The sequence below is a fragment of the Streptomyces sp. SID5910 genome (assembly GCF_009862125.1).
Classification (GTDB): domain Bacteria; phylum Actinomycetota; class Actinomycetes; order Streptomycetales; family Streptomycetaceae; genus Streptomyces.
The window spans coordinates 1-15,991 of sequence record NZ_WWHX01000122.1 but is presented as its reverse complement, the minus strand read 5'-3'; the positions used below and the strand labels follow the sequence as shown (position 1 = coordinate 15,991).

Sequence of the window (15,991 nt, the reverse complement as noted above, 5' to 3'; positions counted from 1 at the left end):
TGCAGTTCGACGCGGTCCTCGGCGTCCGCGCGGGCGATCTCGACGTCCACGCCCCACAGCGGGTGGCCGATGGTGCCGGGCTTCGCGCCGAACACCGGCTGGTTGACGGCCGCCGCCGGCGAGGTCTCGGACAGCCCGTACCCCTCGTAGATCTTGGCGCCGAAGGCCTCCTCGAAGCGCTCAAGCACGGCGACGGGCAGTGAGGCGCCGCCGGAGACGCACACCCGCAGCTCGGGCAGGGCGCCGGCGCCGGCCGCCGCGGCGGCGAGGGCGACGAACATGGTGGGCACCCCGTGGAAGGTGTTGACGTTCTCCCGCACCATCAGCTCGATCGCGCGCGCCGCGTCGAAGCGGGGCAGCAGCACGAGGGTGGCCCCGGCCCGCCAGGTGGAGTTGAGGGAGACGGTCTGGCCGAAGGCGTGGAACAGCGGCAGCGCGCCGAGCGCGATGTCGTCGGGGCGGATGTCGTTGGCGTCGAAGGCGTTGACGGTCGCGTTCATCACCAGGTTGAAGTGGCTGAGCACGGCGCCCTTGGGCACGCCGGTGGTGCCGCTGGTGTAGAAGACGACGGCCGGGTCGTCGGCGTCCCGCGTCACGTACGAGGGCAGCGGTTCGGCGTCCGCGGCGAGCTTGCCGAGCTCGTCGCCGAGGACGACGACCCGCACCCCGGCCTCCCGTGCGGCGGCCGCCCCGGTCTCCGCCTGCGCCGGATGCACCAGCAGCAGGGTCGCGCCGCTGTCGGTGAGGACGTGCCCGACCTCCGCCGGGGACAGCAGCAGATGGACCGGGACGACGACGGCGCCGGCCGCGGCGATCGCGTAGTACGCCTGCGGGAAGTCGGCGGTGTTCGGCGCCATCAGGGCGACCCGGTCCCCCGGCCGGACGCCCAGGTCCACCAGGGCCCCCGCCTGGGCGCGGGCCCGCTGCCACACCTCGGCGAAGGTCAGCCGCAGGTCGCCCTCGACCAGTGCCTCCTTGTCGGGGCGGCGCCGGGCGTTCTCGGCGAGGATGGCGGCGACGGAGAGGGTTGCCATGGGGTGTTGCTCCGTTCCTTGCTGCGGCTCTGCGAAGGGGTGGCGGTGACCTGCGCGCGGCTACGGCCGCTCGACGAGCACCGCGCTGCCCTGACCCACGCCGACGCACATGGTGGCCAGCCCTCGGCCGGCGCCGGTGCGCCGCATGCGGTGGAGCAGGGTGGTGAGGATGCGGGCGCCGGAGCAGCCGAGCGGGTGGCCCAGCGCGATGGCGCCGCCGGTGGGGTTGACCAGGCCGGGGTCGATGCCGAGCTGGTCGACGCAGGCGAGGGCCTGGGCGGCGAACGCCTCGTTGAACTCGGCCTCCGCGAGGTCGTCGACGCTCCAGCCGGCGCGGCCGAGGACCTTGCGGGTGGCGGGGACCGGGCCGATGCCCATGACGTCCGGGTGGACGCCCGCCGAGCCGCCGGCCACATAGCGGCCGAGCGACTCCAGGCCCAGGTCGTTCAGCGCCTCCTCGCTGACCAGCAGGAGGCCGGCGGCGCCGTCGTTCATCGGGGAGGCGTTGCCCGCGGTGACCGTGCCGCCGGCCCGGAAGACTGGCTTGAGGCGGCCCAGCTTCTCCAGGGAGGTGTCCTCGCGGACGCACTCGTCGGCGTCCACGACCACGCCGTCCGGGCGCTCGACGGGCAGCAGCTCGGCGTCGAAGTGGCCGTTCTTGCGGGCCTCGGCGGCGAGGCGGTGGCTGCGCAGGGCGAACGCGTCCTGCCGTTCGCGCGACACGCCGTACCGCGCGGCGACCTCCTCGGCCGTCTCGCCCATGGCCAGCAGGCCGTGCAGGTCCTTCATCGCCGGGTTGACCAGGCGCCAGCCGAGCCGGGTGTCGGCGGTCTCCATGCGGTGCGGCAGGGCCTCGTCGGGGCGGGGCAGGACGAAGGGGGCGCGGCTCATCGACTCCGAGCCGCCGGCGAGCACGATGTCGGCCTCGCCCGCGGCGATGGTGCGGGCGGCGGCGGTGACGGCTTCGAGGCCGGAGGCGCACAGCCGGTTCACCGTGGCGCCGGGCACGGTCTCGGGCAGTCCGGCGAGGAGGGCGGCCATGCGGGCGACGTTGCGGTTGTCCTCGCCGGCCTGGTTGGCGGCGCCCCAGTACACGTCGTCGATGCGGGCAGGGTCGAGCGCGGGCACGCCGGCGACCAGGCCGCGGATCACGGCGGCGGCGAGATCGTCGGGCCGCACGCCGGACAGGGCGCCGCGCAGCTTGCCGATCGGGGTGCGGCGGGCGGCCGCGAAGTGGACGGGACGCACGTGGTGACTCCTGACCGTCGTCGCTCGGCCGCCGGGCGGTGTGCCGCCGGCCGGCCTCCGCGAGCCTTCTTCCTGCATCGCCGCGGGCTTGCTTCGTGCCCGCAGACGAAATTAGCACTGCTAGTTTTGGACTATAGACCTCGGGCCGCCTCCCTGGGAAGATCCTCCCGGTCACCTGCACCGACGCAGCTGGAGGAGACATGCCCGAGACCCGCGAGCACACCCTGTCCGGAACCCGCGGGCGGATCACCGTCCGCGAGTGGTCCGCCGAGCGGCCCCGGTACACGGTGCTCCTGATCCACGGCTACGGCGAGCACGCCGGCCGCTACGAGGAGGTGGCCGGCGTCCTGACGTCCCACGGCGCGGCCCTCTACGGTCCCGACCACGTCGGGCACGGCGCGTCGGAGGGCGAGCGGGTGCTGATCGAGGACTTCGAGGACGTCGTCACCGACGTGCACGCCGTCGCGGAACTCGCCCGGGCCGCCCGCCCCGGCCTGCCCGTCGTCGTCCTCGGCCACTCCATGGGCGGCCTGATCGCCTCCCGCTACGCGCAGCGCCACCCCGAGGGCCTGACCGCGCTGGTGCTGTCCGGCCCGGTCATCGGCGACTGGGAGCTGCCGCGCCGGCTGCTCGCCCTGGACGAGATCCCCGACACCCCGATCAGCCCGTCCTCGCTCTCCCGGGACCCCGCGGTCGGCGCGGCGTACGCGGCGGACCCGCTGGTGTGGCACGGCCCGATGAAGCGGCCGACGCTGGAGGCGTTCGTGCGGACGCTGGAGACCGTCGCGAAGGGCGGCGACGTGGGCCGCCTCCCGCTGCTGTGGGTGCACGGCGACGACGACCGGCTGGTGCCGCTGCCCGGCAGCCGCGCCGGCGTCGAACAGCTCAGCGGCGGCGACCTCACCGAGCGGATCTACCCGGGCGCCCGGCACGAGGTCTTCAACGAGACGAACCGGGCGGAGGTGTTCGCGGACGTCACGCGCTTCCTGGACGGCGTGCTCGCCCGCTGACCGGCCGGGGGCGTTTGCCCCTGTGCCCCATGGGCACCCGCGCCCCCATGGAGTGGTTGCGCCGCGCCGCCTGCGTGGATGAGGACCCCGAACTGTTCTTCCCGGTGGGCACGACCGGACCGGCCCTGCGGGACATCGCGGCCGCCAAGCGCGTCTGCGCCCGGTGCCCGGTGAGCACCCAGTGCCTGGCGCTGGCCCTGGACATGGGCCGGGCGTCGGGCGTGTGGGGCGGCACCTGCGAGGAGGAACGCGACGCTCTGCTCCGCCGGGAACATCCGCACGACGAAAGAGGGGCACCATGGCCGACGCCCTCGAACTCGACGCGCTGTGGGAGGACTTCCACCGCGTGGTGAACATGACGTCCGCCGAACTCGCGGACTGGCTCCGGGTACGGGACTCCGGCGAGGTGACCGAACCGCTGCCGGACGACGCCGGCCCGCCACTGGGGCAGCACGTCCTGGCGATCCTCCAGAAACGGCGCACGGACCTCACGGAGGACGACCTCCGCGCGATGCGCAAGGTCGTGGACACCGTGACCTCGCAGACCGACCTGGAGAACGAGCCCCGGGCCGACGACACGCGGCTCAGGCACCGGCTGATGACGGTCGGCCACGACCCGCTGAAGCCGTAGTGGCCGGCCACGACGAGCGCGTCGTACGGGAACTCGTCGACGCGCACGGGCAGACGTACGCCGAGGAGGCGGGCATCGCGCTGAAGGACACCCCGCAGCCGCTGTACCGGCTGCTGGTCCTCGCCCACCTGCTCAGCGCCCGCATCCGCGGCTCGATCGCGGTGGCGACCGCCCGGGCCCTCGCCGACGCCGGACTCGGCGACCCGCGCCGGATGGCCGACGCGGACTGGCAGGAGCGGGTGGACGCGCTGGGCCGGGGCGGCTACCGGCGCTACGACGAGCGCACCGCCGCACAGCTCGGCGACGGTGCCGGGCTGCTGCTCGACCGGTGGGGCGGGGATCTGCGCCGGCTCCGTAAGGAGGCGGACGGCGACGTGTCCGAACTGCGCCGCCTGCTCCAGGAGTTCCCCGGCGTGGGACCGGCCGGCGCGGACATCTTCCTGCGCGAGGTCCAGCGGGTCTGGCCGGAGGCGGGCCCCTGCCTCGACGGCAAGGCCCTCCAGGGCGCGAAGCGCCTCGGCCTGCCCGAGGACGCGGGCCGGCTGCTCGACCTCGCCGACGGGACGGAACCGGCCGTCCTGGCCGCCGCCCTGGTACGCGCGGCGGTGGACAAGGACACGGTGCGCGACGCCGAGGACCGCGCCGGCTGAACCGCCGCGCCGCCCCCGACGCCCGGGGCGGCGCACTCCTACGCCGGCCCGACACCCGGAGCACCGCACGCCGCACGCCCGCACCGCCCCGACGGCCGAGACACCGCACGCCCCCGCCGGCCGGCCGCCGGGTGCCGCACGCCCAGGTCGGATCGACCGCTCGGGGCGGGGGCCGCACCGCGGCGGCGTCCCGGCACGGTCCCGGCCTCGCGGCCGGTGGTCGCGCCGTCACCCGGACGGTCCCGTGCGCTGGTGGCCCCACCGCCCCGGTGATGCCCTGAGGACACCGTGCCACGTCCTCCAGGAGGCATCCGCGATGAGCCGTCGTCCGTCCCACCCCGTCCGTCTCCTCGCCTCCGCGCTCGCGGCCGGCGCGCTGCTGACCACGGCGGCCTGCTCGGACGACGGCGGCGGGTCGGGCTCCGCCTCGGACACCGCCGCCGAGGAGGCCCGGGCCGCGTCGCCCGCCGTCGAGCGGGACGCGGTGCGCGAGGCGCCCACCGGCTCCCCGACCGGCTCCGCCACGGCCTCGGCCCTCACCGAGTCCGGCGCCAAGGCCGCGCTGATCACGGAGGCGGACGTGGAGGACGACTGGAACCAGGTGCAGGGCGCGGACAAGTGGCACGACAACCTGCTCGTCGGCAAGGTCGACGTGTCCGACTTCCTCTCCGGGAAGGCCGACGCCGCGAAGTGCCAGCAGCTGCTCGACCGGCTCTACTCCGGCGACCTGCTGGGCACGCCGTCCGGGGCGTCGGCGCTCACCGGCTTCGAGCAGGGCGACTCCCGTCTGCTGGAGCAGGTCGCCGCCTACAACCGCACCCAGCTGAACACCTCCCTGAAGTGGCTGGCCACGCTGCCGCAGGACTGCGCCCAGTTCACGGCGACCGGCGACTCGGGCGACAAGCGGACGGTCCAGGTGACCGAGGCCTCCGTGCCGGAGGTGGGCGACACCCGCCAGGGCGTGCACGTGACCGTGCAGGGCACGGCCGACGGCAACCCGGCGACCCTCACCCTGGACATCGCCGCCGTGCGCGTCGGCATCAACGCCGTCGCCGTCACGGGCGGCGGCCTGAGCGGCGCCGAGACCGACTCCGTGCAGCAGGCGACGCGACAGGGCACCGAACGGCTCCAGACCGTCCTGGCGGGCAAGACCCCCTCCCCGCAGCCCGGAAACCTCGACTGACCGCGCCGCGCAGCACCCGCCCCGCGTCCTCGGGCGCGGGGCGTCGCCGTGCGCGCCCTCGCCCAATCCCGGGACACCGTGATCAACCGGGCGGCACAATGGTCCGCGACGGGCGGCGCACGCGCGAAGCCCGGTGGGCACCGCATGCCGTCCCGTCAGGGAGGACGTATGACCGACCTTGCCGACCCCGTCCCCGGCGGACGGCCCGGCGACATCGCCCGGGCCGCCTCGCTGAGCGGCGAGCTGGCCGGGCGGGGCGTCCACGGTGTCGTCCTGGCGTACGTCGACACCGCGGGGATCGGCCGGGTGAAGACCGTGCCGACCGCGAAGCTCGCCTCGGCCGCGGCCTGGGGCGTCGGGATGTCCCCGGTGTTCGACACCTTCCTCGCGAACGACTCGATCGTCACCACGGACGTCCTCGGCTCTCCGGACGGCGATCTGCGCCTCTACCCCGACCTCGACCGGCTGACCGTCCTCGCGGCGCAGCCCGGCTGGGCGTGGGCGCCGGTGGACCGGATCACGCAGGAGGGCGAGCCGCATCCGGCGTGCGGGCGGACCGTGCTGCGCCGGCTGGTGGCGGAGGCCGCCGAACGGCACGGGGTCACCTTCCGGGCCGCCGTCGAGATCGAGTGGGTCCTCGGCCGGGGCGACGCTCCCGACGACACCTTCGTGCCCGCGGTCACGGGCCCGGCGTACGGCGCGACCCGGCAGGTCGGGCTGAGCGACTGCGCCGCCGATCTGCTGGCCGCCCTCGCGGCGCAGGACGTGGACGTGGAGCAGCTGCATCCCGAGTACGCGGCGGGGCAGTTCGAGGTCTCGGTGGGCGCCCTCGACCCGGTGGCGGCGGCCGACCGCAGTGTCCTGGTGCGCCAGACGATCCGGGCGGTGGCCCAGCGGCACGGGATGCGGGTCTCCTTCTCCCCCGCGGTGTCGGCGCAGGGCGTCGGCAACGGCGGGCACCTGCATCTCTCGGCGTGGCGGGACGGGAGGAACCTGCACGCGGGCGGTGCGGGCCGGTACGGCATGACGGCCGACGCCGAGTCGCTGGTCGCCGGGGTGCTCGCCCGCCTGCCCGGGCTCACCGCGGTGACCGCGCCCAGCCCGGCCAGCCGGCTGCGGCTCAGGCCGTCCCAGTGGGCCGGGGTGTTCACCGCCTGGGGCCGGGAGACCCGCGAAGCGGCCCTGCGCGTGGTCACCGGCACGGCCGGGGTGCGCGACCAGGCGGCGAACCTGGAGATCAAGCCGGTCGACCTGGCCGCCAACCCGTATCTCGCGCTCGCCTGCGTGATCGCCGCCGGGCTGCACGGCATGGCGTCCCGCGCGTCCCTGCCGGAGGAGATCACCGGCGACCCGGCACGGCTGGAGGCGGCCGAGGCCGAGGCGCGGGGCGTGCGCCGGCTGCCGGTCTCGCTCGCGGCGTCGGTCGAGGCGTTCCGCGCTGACGAGGTGCTGCGGAGCGCGCTGGGACCGGTCCTGGCCGACGCGGTGACCGCCGTGCGGCAGGGCGAGATCGCGGCGGTCGACGGGCTGGACGACGACCGGGTGGCGGCGGCCTACCGCTGGGTCTACTGACATGGCCGCGGGGCCCGTCCACGAGACCCTGGCCGCCCTGGACCTGGTCGACCACCACTGCCACGGTGCCGTCACCGCCGGCCTGGACCGGGCGGGCTTCGAGTCCCTGCTCACCGAGGGCGAGGCGTGGCCCGGCGTCTCGCCCTTCGACAGCCCCGTCGGGCTCGCCGTCCGCCGGCACTGCGCGCCCCTGCTGGACCTGCCGCGGCACGCATCGCCGGACGCCTATCTGGCCCGGCGGTCCGAGCTGGGCGCCGCCGAGGTGAACCGGCGGTTCCTGCGCGCCGCGGGCACGGGCGTGTTCTGCGTCGACACCGGGTACGCCCCGCGGCCCGCGACCACGCCGGCCGAGCTGGCCGCGGCGGCGGACGCGGTGGCGTACGAGATCGTCCGGCTGGAGGGCGTCGCGGAGGCGGTGGCTGCCGGGGGTGTGGAGCCGGACGCGTACGCGGAGGCGTTCCGCACGGCCGCGTGGGAGGCGGTGCGGCGGCCGGGCGTGGTGGGCGTGAAGTCGGTGGCCGCCTACCGCACCGGCTTCGACCTCGACCCGGCCCGCCCGTCGGCCGAGGAGGTGACGCGGGCCGCCCGGAGCTGGTCGGCGCGCGGCGGCCGGCTCGACGACCCGGTGCTCGTACGGCATCTGCTGTGGACCGCCGTCGACCTGGGGCGGCCGCTGCAACTGCACACCGGGTTCGGCGACAGCGACCTCCGCCTGCACCGCGCCGACCCCGCCCGCCTCACCGACTGGCTGCACCTGACCGCCGGGACGATTCCGGTCCTGCTGCTGCACTGCTGGCCCTACCAGCGGCAGGCGGCCTACCTGTCGGCGGTCTTCGAACGGGTGTACCTCGATGTGGGCCTCACCCTGCACCACGTGGGCCCCGCCCGGGCGGGGGCGATCCTGGCCGAGGCGCTGGAGATCACGCCGTTCCGCAAGCTGCTGTACAGCTCCGACGCCTGCGGTCCGGCCGAGTTCCACCACCTCGGGGCGCTGTCCTTCCGGCAGGGCCTTGCCGGGCTGCTCCAGGAACGGGTGGACGCCGACGAGGTCGCCCTGCCGGACGCGCTGCGCATCGCGCGCTGGACGGGACGCGACAACGCGCGCAGGGTGTACGGACTGCCCGGCGAGCCCGGGGACGACGGCTGAGCGGCGTGGGGACGGTCACAGTCCCGGAGCGCCGCCCAGGAAGCACGAGACGCTGAAAGTATGATCAAGCGATGTCTGACATGACCGAAACCACGCCGGGCTGGCTGACGACCGACGAACTCGAGATGGCGCGCGCACGCATGCCGATCCTGTACGTCGAGGCCGTACCCGTGCGCGTCGACGACAGCGGCGAAGTGACCAGTGTGGGCCTGCTGCTGCGCATCGGGCCGGACGGCACGGTCAGCCGGACCCTGGTCTCCGGCCGGGTGCTGCACCACGAGCGGGTCCGCGACGCCCTGCTGCGGCATCTGGAGAAGGACCTCGGCCCGGTGGCGCTGCCCCGGGTGCCGTCCTCGCTCCAGCCGTTCACGGTGGCCGAGTACTTCCCGACGCACGGCGTCACGCCGTACCACGACCCGCGGCAGCACGCGGTGTCCCTCGCCTACGTGGTGCCGGTGGCCGGCGACTGCCGGCCGCGGCAGGACGCGCTGGACCTGGTCTGGTTCAGCCCGCGGGAGGCGCTGTCCGAGGCCGTGCAGAGCGAGATGCCGGGCGGGCACGGGGTGCTGCTGAAGCAAGCACTGGCGCACGTGGGCTGCGTGCTCTGAGCGCCCCCCGGGCCACGGCTCCCACCGCTCCCCCGCTATTCCTCCGGCTGCTCCCCGTCGCTCAACTGCGGGTCCAGGTCGTCCCGCAGCAGGCCCCGGGACCCCGTCTGGCCGGTGCGGTAGGCGGAGCGGGCCACCAGGTGGGAGGCGACCGGGCTGGTGAGGAACTGGAAGAAGACGATGAGCAGCAGGGTGCCCACGTCGATGGCGTGGCGCAGTTGCAGCGCCACGCCGACGAGGACGAGGAGCATCCCGAGGGTCTGCGGTTTGGTGGCGGCGTGGCTGCGGGAGAGCACGTCGGGGAAGCGGAGCATCCCGATCACGCCGAGCAGGCACTGGAGGCAGCCGAGGAGCAGCAGGACCGCCCCGGCCAGGTCGGCGGCCTCGGTCCAGGCGTTCACCGGTGGTCCTCCGTGCCGTCCGCCCGCACCGAGGGCCGGTCGCGTACGGCGATGAACCGGGCGATGCCGACGGAGCCCGTGAAGCCGAGGAAGGCGAGCACCAGCATCACGGGGAAGTAGAAGGAGTCGCCGTCGTGGGCGGCCTTGACGGCGATGCCGGCGATGATGAGCGCCGCCGCCACGTCGAGTGCGACCGCGCGGTCCAGCATCGAGGGCCCGTACCAGATGCGGTACAGCAGCAGGGCGCCGGCGATGAGGACCATCACGGCCGAGGCGGCCAGCATGGCCCCTTCGACGGTGTCCAGGGTGGTCACGGCGAGGTGTCCCCTTCCGGTACGGGCCGGGCGGCGTGGGCGATGTCCTCGGCGGTGCCGAAGGCGCGGGCGACGAGTTCCTCCATGCGCCACACCGACCGCTGGGCGCTCTCGATCTCGCCGGGGTCGTCGGCGTCGAGGACGTGCAGGAAGACGGTGGCCGTCGAGCGGCGCACCTCGATCACGGAGCCGCCGGGGACGTTGGAGACGGCGACGGCGGTGGCCGTGAGCATGAGGTCGCTGCGCACCCGCAGCGGGACGGCGACGACCGCCGCGTGGTACGGACCCTTGGCGAAGATCTGCCGGGTGACCTCGACGCTGGACGAGAACATGTCGTAGAGCAGGTAGGCCGCCAGCCGCAGGATGCCCAGCGGGCGCAGCCGCAGGCCGATGTCCACGGCGGGCAGCGGGAAGGCGAGGCACAGGCCCACCGCGACGAGGATCCCGTTGACGAGGTTGCCCCAGGACCAGGTGCCCCACAGCAGGATCCAGATGACCGTGAGCCAGGCGACGAGCGGCAGGTCGAGCACGCGTCTGCCGCGCCCCACGCGGAAGGACCAGCTGTAGGGCGAGCGGTCGCGGAAGAGGTCGCTCATCGGCCGAGCACCGCCTCGATGTAGGGCGTACGGGCGAGCAGTTCGGTGGCGGCGGCCTCGGTGAAGGTGGTGAGGGGGCCGCCGAGCACGGTGTAGAGCAGGCCGAGGCCGACGGCGGCGCCGGTCGCCACCAGCATCGGCCAGGGCAGCCGCTTGGTGGTGACGATGGACTGCCCCAGGAACCCGGCGGAGACCACGGCACCGGCCGGCTCCGGCAGGTCGCTGCCGGCACCGGTCGCCTCGTCGTCCGTGTCGTCGCCGGACTCGTCCCCGGCGGACTCCAGCACCACGCCCTCGCCCTCGTACCCGGGCGGGGCGTCGCGCCAGAAGGCGAGGTTCCAGACCTTCGCCATGACGTAGAGGGTGAGCAGGCTGGTGGCGGCGGACCCGGCGACCAGCGCCCACGCCCAGCCGCCGCCGGTGTCGACGCCGGCCCGCATCAGGCCGAGCTTGCCGATGAACCCGGACAGCGGCGGAATGCCGGCGAGGTTCATGGCGGGCACGAAGAACAGCACGGCGAGCAGCGGCGCCGTCCTCGCCAGGCCGCCGAGGCGGGTGAGTTCCGTGGTGCCGCCGCGCCGCTCGATGAGTCCGGCGACGAGGAAGAGGGTGGTCTGCACGGTGATGTGGTGGGCCACGTACACGATCGCCGCGCTGATCGAGTCCCGGCCGGCGAGCCCGATGCCGAAGACCATGTAGCCGATGTGGCTGATCAGGGTGAAGGACAGCACCCGTTTGAGGTCGGTCTGGGCGACCGCGCCGAGGATGCCGACGACCATGGAGGCGAGCGCGGCGAGCAGCAGCACGTCGGCGAGGCGGTGGCCGGGGAAGAGCAGGGTCTGGGTGCGCAGCATCGAGTACACGCCGACCTTGGTCAGCAGGCCGGCGAAGACCGCGGTGACGGGTGCGGGCGCGGTCGGGTAGGAGTCGGGCAGCCAGGCCGCGAGCGGGAACACCGCCGCCTTGATCGCGAAGACGGTCAGCAGCATGGCCTCCACCAGGGTGCGCACCCCGGTCGGCACGTCCTGGAGCCGCTCCGCGAGCTGGGCGAAGTTCACGGTCCCCGCGACCGAGTACGTCATGGCGATGGCGACGAGGAAGAGCACCGAGGAGAACAGCGAGATGATCACGTACGTCGAACCGGCCCGGATGCGGGTCGCGGTGCCGCCGATGGTGAGCAGCACGAAGCTCGCGACGAGCATGATCTCGAAGCCGACGTAGAGGTTGACGAGGTCGCCGGCCAGGAAGGTGCAGGAGACGCCCGCCACGAGGATGAGGTAGGCGGGGTGGAAGACGCCGACGGGTGTCTGGTCGTCGCGGTCGGCCATGCCCTGGCCGAGCGAGTACAGGTTGACGAGCAGGGTGACGGCGCTGGACACGGTGAGCATCAGCCCGGCGAGCCGGTCGGCGACGAGGGTGATGCCGATCGGCGGCGCGAAGTCGCCGAGGTGCACGCTGAGCGGTCCGTGCCGGTCGGCGGCGATCATGAGGATGACGGAGAGCACGAGGACCGCGCCGAGCACGGCGAGGCTGATGAGGCGCTGGAACCGCTGGAGGCGGGGGCCGATGGCCAGCTTCAGGCCCGTGACGCACAGGGGCAGCAGGACGGGCAGCGGGACGAGCGCGTTCACCTGGTTCCTTCCTTGCCGGCGCCCCCGGGGTCGTCGGGCTGGTCGGGCTGGTCGGGCTGACCGGGCGGCAGGTGGCCGGAGTCCTCCCCGGGCTGGGAGTCGGGCTCGCGGCCGGTCTCCTCGGGGTCGTTGGAGGGCCCGGTGACGCGGGCGGGGGCCGGTCCCGGGCGGCCCGCGGCGTCGGTGGAGCCCCGCTGCTCGCCCTCGCGGTAGTCCTCGGGGTCGGCGCCGAGGATGTCGTTCCAGAGGTTGCCGGAGACGTCGGTGGCGCGGGCCTGGTAGGCGCGTTCCTCGCGGACCCGGCGGCGCAGCCGTTTGCGGGCGGCGCGGTAGCGGGCGCGCTGCTCGGGGCTGGTGCCTCCGTCGGCGCGGTCCTCGCGGTAGCGGTCGCGCAGTTCGCCCCGCCGGTCCAGGAACTCGGCGCGCAGGGCGACCAGCCGGTCCTCGGTGTCGTCGCTGATCTCGTCGGAGCCGGTGACCTGGTGGCTGCGGTAGGCCATGGCGAGCAGGAACGCGGTGGTGGCGAGGGTGATGACGATCGCGGTGAGGGCGATGGCCTGGGGCAGCGGGTCGGTGACCCGGTTGCGGATGACGTACGGGTAGAGCAGCGGCGCCTCGCCCGCGCTGCCCGTCGAGGCGAGGACCAGCAGGTTGACGCCGTTGCCGAGGACGACGGCGCCGAGCAGGATCCGGGTCAGGGAGCGGGTGAGCAGCAGGCTGGCACCGACGGCGCTGAGGACGGCGGCGGCGACCAGGAGGGACAGGCTGACGGTCATGCGGGGCCCGCCTCTCCGCGCGGGGCCTGCCGGGCGGCGGCCCGTTCGATCTGGCGGTCGATGCGGGCGCCGAGGGCCCGCACGATGTCCAGGACCACGCCGAGCACGAGGAGGTAGACGCCGCAGTCGAAGAGGACGGCGGTGGACATGTGGGCCTTGCCCCACACCGGCAGGTGGCCGTGCCAGGTCCAGCCGTGCAGCACGGTGCCCTCGGTGAGGCCGGAGAGCGCGACCGCGGTGGACACGAACAGGCCGAGGCCGGTGAACAGGCCCGGCTTGAAGGGCACGGCGTCGGCGAGTTCGTGCCGTCCGCCCGCGAGGTAGCGGGCGATGAAGGCGACGCCGGCGGTCAGGCCCCCGACGAAGCCGCCGCCCGGCAGGTTCTCCGCGCACATCAGCAGGTAGACGGAGAGCACGAGGATGGGGTGGAAGATGAGGCGGGCGACCACTTCCAGGACGAGGGAGCGGCGCTCGGGGGCGAGGGTGGAGCTGCCCGCGAGCCAGGTCCGCTCCGGCGCGCCCTCGTCGCCGCTGGGCAGGCCGGCCAGTTCGTAGGGAGTGGCCCGCCACGCGGTGCGCAGGCCGGCGTGCGGATGGTCCCCGGGCAGCGGCAGTACGGGCTGTTCGTCGCCGTCGGTGCGGCGGTGCAGGTAGATGAGGCTGGTGACGCCGATCGCGGCGGCGGCGAGCACCGCGGACTCCCCCATCGTGTCCCAGGCCCGCAGGTCGACGAGGATCGTCGCGACGACGTCCTTCAGGCCGTGGTGGCCGGCCTCCTCGACCATCGCCGCTCCGGCGCTCTCGGCCCGGCGGTGCCCGGCCATGATCCAGACGACGACGGCGACGGCGGCACCGCCGGCGAGCGCGACCGGCATCCGCACCACGCGCCGCCACCGGCTGTAGTTCTCCTCGAAGCGCACCGGCATCCGGCGCAGCACGAGCACGAAGACGATCATCGAGACGGTCTCCACGCAGAACTGGGTCAGTGCCAGGTCGGGCGCGCCCTGCGTGACGAAGAGCAGCGCGGTGCCGTAGCCGGTGAGCCCGGCGAACACGACCGCCTTCATCCGGCGCCGCACTCCGAGACACAGCAGGGCGGCGGCGCAGGTCAGCACCGCGACACCGGCCTGGGCGGGGTGGTCCCACAGCCGGGGCGCGGGCACGCCGGCCCAGGGTTCGTCCACGACGAGGACGGCGATCTGCCCGGCCAGGACCACGCTGATGGTCGTCACGAGGTACACCGACAGGGAGCCGCGCTGCACGAAGCCGGTGCACTGGAGGGCGGTGCGTTCCAGGGCCAGCAGGAACGTGCCGAAGACCCGGTCGGCGGAGCGCCAGGCGAGGGCCTGCCCGGCCCGCAGGACGGGGCTCGCGGCGAGGAACAGCAGGACGCCGCCGGCCCAGGCCGCGCAGGACAGGCCGAGGGCGGCGCCCGCCCCGTGCCACAGCGCCAGGTGGTACGGGTGGGCGGGTGCGGGGAACTGCCCGGCGTAGGTGCCGAGGAGCCCCTGGAGCCAGGTGACGCCGGGCCCGAGGACGAGGCAGGCCAGGGCCAGCAGGGCGGGCGGCGCGAGGAAGGCCGGGGCGACGGGGTGCGCGTCGGTGTCCTCGACGCCGGGTTTGCGGGCGAAGGCGCCCCACAGGTAGCGCAGGGTGTAGGCGGTGGTCAGGGCCGAGCCGACGACGGTCATGGCGAGCGCCCACCGGTCGGCGGCGTCCCCGTCCAGGAGGGACTGGAAGGCGGCCTCCTTGGCGGCGAAGCCGAGCAGCGGCGGTACGGCGGCCATGGACAGCCCGGCGGTGACGGCGACGGCGCACACGACGGGCAGTCTGCGCCCGAGGCCGGAGAGCTTGCGCAGGTCGCGGGTGCCGGTGGCGTGGTCGACGATGCCGGTGACCAGGAAGAGCGGCGCCTTGAACAGGGCGTGGCCGAGGATCATGGCGGTGGCGGCGAGGGCGGTGTCGTGGCTACCCGCGCCGGCGAGGACGGTGAGGAAGCCGAGCTGGCTGACGGTGCCGTACGCGAGGACGAGTTTCAGGTCGTTCAGGCGCAGGGCCCGCCAGCCGCCCAGCAGCATCGTCGCGGAGCCGAGGATGAGCAGGAGCGGCCGCCAGGGGGTGACGTCCGCGAAGGCGGGGGCGAGCCGGGCGATGAGGTAGACGCCGGCCTTGACCATGGCGGCGGCGTGCAGGTAGGCGCTGACCGGGGTGGGGGCGGCCATGGCGTTGGGCAGCCACAGGCTGAACGGCCAGATCGCGGACTTGGAGAGGGCGCCGACGAGGATCAGCACGATCGCGGTGGACAGCGCCGCCGACGCGGGCGGCGGGCCGGCGAGGATCGCCGAGATCCGGTAGGTGCCGGCCTCGTGGCCCAGGATCAGGAAGCCGACGAGCATGGTCAGTCCGCCGAGCGTGGTGACCGTGAGGGCCTGGAGGGCGCTGCGCCGGTTCCGTTTGTGGTCGCTGGTCTGGCCGATCAGCAGGTAGGAGAAGACGGTCGTCAGTTCCCAGAAGATGTAGAGCAGGACGAGGTCGTCGGCGAGGACCAGGCCGAGCATGGCCCCGGCGAAGGCGAGGAGGTTCCCGGCGAACCTGCCCAGCTGCCGCGACCGGTCGTCGAAGTAGGAGGCGCAGTAGACCAGGACGAGGGTGCCCACTCCCGCGGCGAGCAGCACCATGAGTTCGGCGAGGGCGTCCAGTCGCAGCGCCCAGTCCACACGGTAGGCCGGCAGCCAGGTCCACTCGGTGGTGTCGGCGCCGCCCCCGGCGGTCGTGCTCCATCGGGTGGCCGCCCAGACGGCCGCCGCCGCGGGGGGCAGGGCCAGCACGAGGAAGGCGCGGGTCCCGCACCACCGCACCAGCGGCGCGGCGAACAGCGCGAGCGCGAAGTGGCAGAGGATGAGCGCGGTCATGCGGGTCCGGGCTGGGGCACGGGGGCGACGGAGGGACAGGACACCTGACAGTGATATATCGGGCATCTCGCCGGGTCGCCCAGGCACGCCGCAGAAGGAGCCAGGGCACCTGTCCGCGCGGTCGGGGGCACGGGAGCGGGAGAACGGCCGAGGGGCGGTCCCGGATCTCTCCGGGACCGCCCCTCGAACCACCGCTGTATCCAGTCGGGACGACAGGATTTGAACCTGCGACCCCTTGACCCCCAGTCAAGTGCGCTACCAAGCTGCGCCACGTCCCG

The 15,991-nt window shown here is 74.4% G+C and carries 16 protein-coding genes and 1 tRNA gene; 8 read left to right on the top strand and 9 right to left on the bottom strand.

What is annotated here, in order from left to right:
• Together GTW67_RS04560 and GTW67_RS04555 are read right to left on the bottom strand one after the other, a co-directional pair.
• Window positions 1-1,034, bottom strand: a 1,034-nt coding sequence (locus GTW67_RS04560; RefSeq protein ID WP_161163503.1) for an AMP-binding protein, incomplete at its 3' end; no start/stop codon positions are given.
• 60 nt (window positions 1,035-1,094) lie between these two features.
• Window positions 1,095-2,282, bottom strand: coding sequence for an acetyl-CoA C-acyltransferase (locus tag GTW67_RS04555; RefSeq protein WP_161163502.1), 1,188 nt, complete (start codon window positions 2,280-2,282; stop codon window positions 1,095-1,097).
• A gap of 200 nt (window positions 2,283-2,482) precedes the next feature.
• On the opposite strand from GTW67_RS04555, the gene GTW67_RS04550 reads away from it, so the two are divergent.
• The 8 genes from GTW67_RS04550 (at window position 2,483) to GTW67_RS04515 (ending at window position 9,083) form a co-directional block, all read left to right on the top strand.
• Complete coding sequence (locus tag GTW67_RS04550) at window positions 2,483-3,292, top strand: alpha/beta hydrolase (protein WP_161163501.1); 810 nt, start codon at window positions 2,483-2,485, stop codon at window positions 3,290-3,292.
• A 29-nt stretch (window positions 3,293-3,321) separates the two neighbouring features.
• Window positions 3,322-3,645 (top strand): WhiB family transcriptional regulator, encoded by a 324-nt coding sequence (locus GTW67_RS04545; protein ID WP_524539743.1) that lies wholly within the window; start codon window positions 3,322-3,324, stop codon window positions 3,643-3,645.
• Window positions 3,591-3,923, top strand: coding sequence for a DUF3140 domain-containing protein (locus GTW67_RS04540; RefSeq protein WP_161163500.1), 333 nt, complete (start codon window positions 3,591-3,593; stop codon window positions 3,921-3,923). The genes GTW67_RS04545 and GTW67_RS04540 overlap by 55 nt, the downstream gene beginning before the upstream one ends.
• The gene (locus tag GTW67_RS04535) at window positions 3,923-4,573 is read left to right on the top strand and encodes an HhH-GDP family DNA glycosylase (protein ID WP_161163499.1); all 651 of its coding nucleotides are present in this window, start codon (window positions 3,923-3,925) and stop codon (window positions 4,571-4,573) included. Before GTW67_RS04540 ends, GTW67_RS04535 begins: the two co-directional genes overlap by 1 nt.
• A gap of 316 nt (window positions 4,574-4,889) precedes the next feature.
• The gene (locus GTW67_RS04530; protein ID WP_161163498.1) at window positions 4,890-5,756 is read left to right on the top strand and encodes a hypothetical protein; all 867 of its coding nucleotides are present in this window, start codon (window positions 4,890-4,892) and stop codon (window positions 5,754-5,756) included.
• Between the two features lie 168 nt (window positions 5,757-5,924).
• Window positions 5,925-7,328 (top strand): type I glutamate--ammonia ligase, encoded by a 1,404-nt coding sequence (locus tag GTW67_RS04525; protein WP_161163497.1) that lies wholly within the window; start codon window positions 5,925-5,927, stop codon window positions 7,326-7,328.
• Window position 7,329: 1 nt separating this feature from the next.
• Window positions 7,330-8,475: an amidohydrolase family protein gene (locus tag GTW67_RS04520; RefSeq protein ID WP_161163496.1), complete on the top strand. Its 1,146-nt coding sequence runs from the start codon at window positions 7,330-7,332 to the stop codon at window positions 8,473-8,475.
• A gap of 80 nt (window positions 8,476-8,555) precedes the next feature.
• Window positions 8,556-9,083, top strand: a complete 528-nt coding sequence (locus tag GTW67_RS04515) for an NUDIX hydrolase family protein (RefSeq protein ID WP_161163504.1) — start codon at window positions 8,556-8,558, stop codon at window positions 9,081-9,083.
• A 35-nt stretch (window positions 9,084-9,118) separates the two neighbouring features.
• Here GTW67_RS04515 and mnhG read toward each other — a convergent pair whose 3' ends face one another.
• The 7 genes from mnhG to GTW67_RS04480 all read right to left on the bottom strand — a co-directional run bounded on the left by mnhG (window position 9,119) and on the right by GTW67_RS04480 (window position 15,991).
• Complete coding sequence (gene mnhG, locus GTW67_RS04510) at window positions 9,119-9,484, bottom strand: monovalent cation/H(+) antiporter subunit G (protein WP_161163495.1); 366 nt, start codon at window positions 9,482-9,484, stop codon at window positions 9,119-9,121.
• Window positions 9,481-9,798 carry a monovalent cation/H+ antiporter complex subunit F gene (locus tag GTW67_RS04505; RefSeq protein WP_161163494.1) on the bottom strand — a complete coding sequence of 106 codons (318 nt, stop codon included), beginning with the start codon at window positions 9,796-9,798 and terminating at the stop codon, window positions 9,481-9,483. Before GTW67_RS04505 ends, mnhG begins: the two co-directional genes overlap by 4 nt.
• The gene (locus tag GTW67_RS04500) at window positions 9,795-10,394 is read right to left on the bottom strand and encodes a Na+/H+ antiporter subunit E (protein ID WP_161163493.1); all 600 of its coding nucleotides are present in this window, start codon (window positions 10,392-10,394) and stop codon (window positions 9,795-9,797) included. Before GTW67_RS04500 ends, GTW67_RS04505 begins: the two co-directional genes overlap by 4 nt.
• Window positions 10,391-12,025 (bottom strand): Na+/H+ antiporter subunit D, encoded by a 1,635-nt coding sequence (locus tag GTW67_RS04495; protein WP_161163492.1) that lies wholly within the window; start codon window positions 12,023-12,025, stop codon window positions 10,391-10,393. The genes GTW67_RS04500 and GTW67_RS04495 overlap by 4 nt, the downstream gene beginning before the upstream one ends.
• Window positions 12,022-12,801: a Na(+)/H(+) antiporter subunit C gene (locus GTW67_RS04490; protein WP_161163491.1), complete on the bottom strand. Its 780-nt coding sequence runs from the start codon at window positions 12,799-12,801 to the stop codon at window positions 12,022-12,024. The genes GTW67_RS04495 and GTW67_RS04490 overlap by 4 nt, the downstream gene beginning before the upstream one ends.
• Window positions 12,798-15,713 carry a Na+/H+ antiporter subunit A gene (locus GTW67_RS04485; RefSeq protein WP_161163490.1) on the bottom strand — a complete coding sequence of 972 codons (2,916 nt, stop codon included), beginning with the start codon at window positions 15,711-15,713 and terminating at the stop codon, window positions 12,798-12,800. Before GTW67_RS04485 ends, GTW67_RS04490 begins: the two co-directional genes overlap by 4 nt.
• A 204-nt stretch (window positions 15,714-15,917) precedes the next feature.
• A tRNA-Pro gene (locus GTW67_RS04480) sits at window positions 15,918-15,991 on the bottom strand.

Excerpts from the sequence above, each read along its gene's own strand:
- GTW67_RS04550 (WP_161163501.1), top strand. The coding sequence starts at position 2,483 with ATGCCCGAGACCCGCGAGCACACCCTGTCCGGAACCCGCGGGCGGATC.
- GTW67_RS04545 (WP_524539743.1), top strand. The coding sequence starts at position 3,322 with ATGGGCACCCGCGCCCCCATGGAGTGGTTGCGCCGCGCCGCCTGCGTG.
- GTW67_RS04540 (WP_161163500.1), top strand. The coding sequence starts at position 3,591 with ATGGCCGACGCCCTCGAACTCGACGCGCTGTGGGAGGACTTCCACCGC.
- GTW67_RS04530 (WP_161163498.1), top strand. The coding sequence starts at position 4,890 with ATGAGCCGTCGTCCGTCCCACCCCGTCCGTCTCCTCGCCTCCGCGCTC.
- GTW67_RS04525 (WP_161163497.1), top strand. The coding sequence starts at position 5,925 with ATGACCGACCTTGCCGACCCCGTCCCCGGCGGACGGCCCGGCGACATC.
- GTW67_RS04520 (WP_161163496.1), top strand. The coding sequence starts at position 7,330 with ATGGCCGCGGGGCCCGTCCACGAGACCCTGGCCGCCCTGGACCTGGTC.
- GTW67_RS04515 (WP_161163504.1), top strand. The coding sequence starts at position 8,556 with ATGACCGAAACCACGCCGGGCTGGCTGACGACCGACGAACTCGAGATG.
- GTW67_RS04500 (WP_161163493.1), bottom strand. The coding sequence starts at position 10,394 with ATGAGCGACCTCTTCCGCGACCGCTCGCCCTACAGCTGGTCCTTCCGC.
- GTW67_RS04490 (WP_161163491.1), bottom strand. The coding sequence starts at position 12,801 with ATGACCGTCAGCCTGTCCCTCCTGGTCGCCGCCGCCGTCCTCAGCGCC.
- GTW67_RS04485 (WP_161163490.1), bottom strand. The coding sequence starts at position 15,713 with ATGACCGCGCTCATCCTCTGCCACTTCGCGCTCGCGCTGTTCGCCGCG.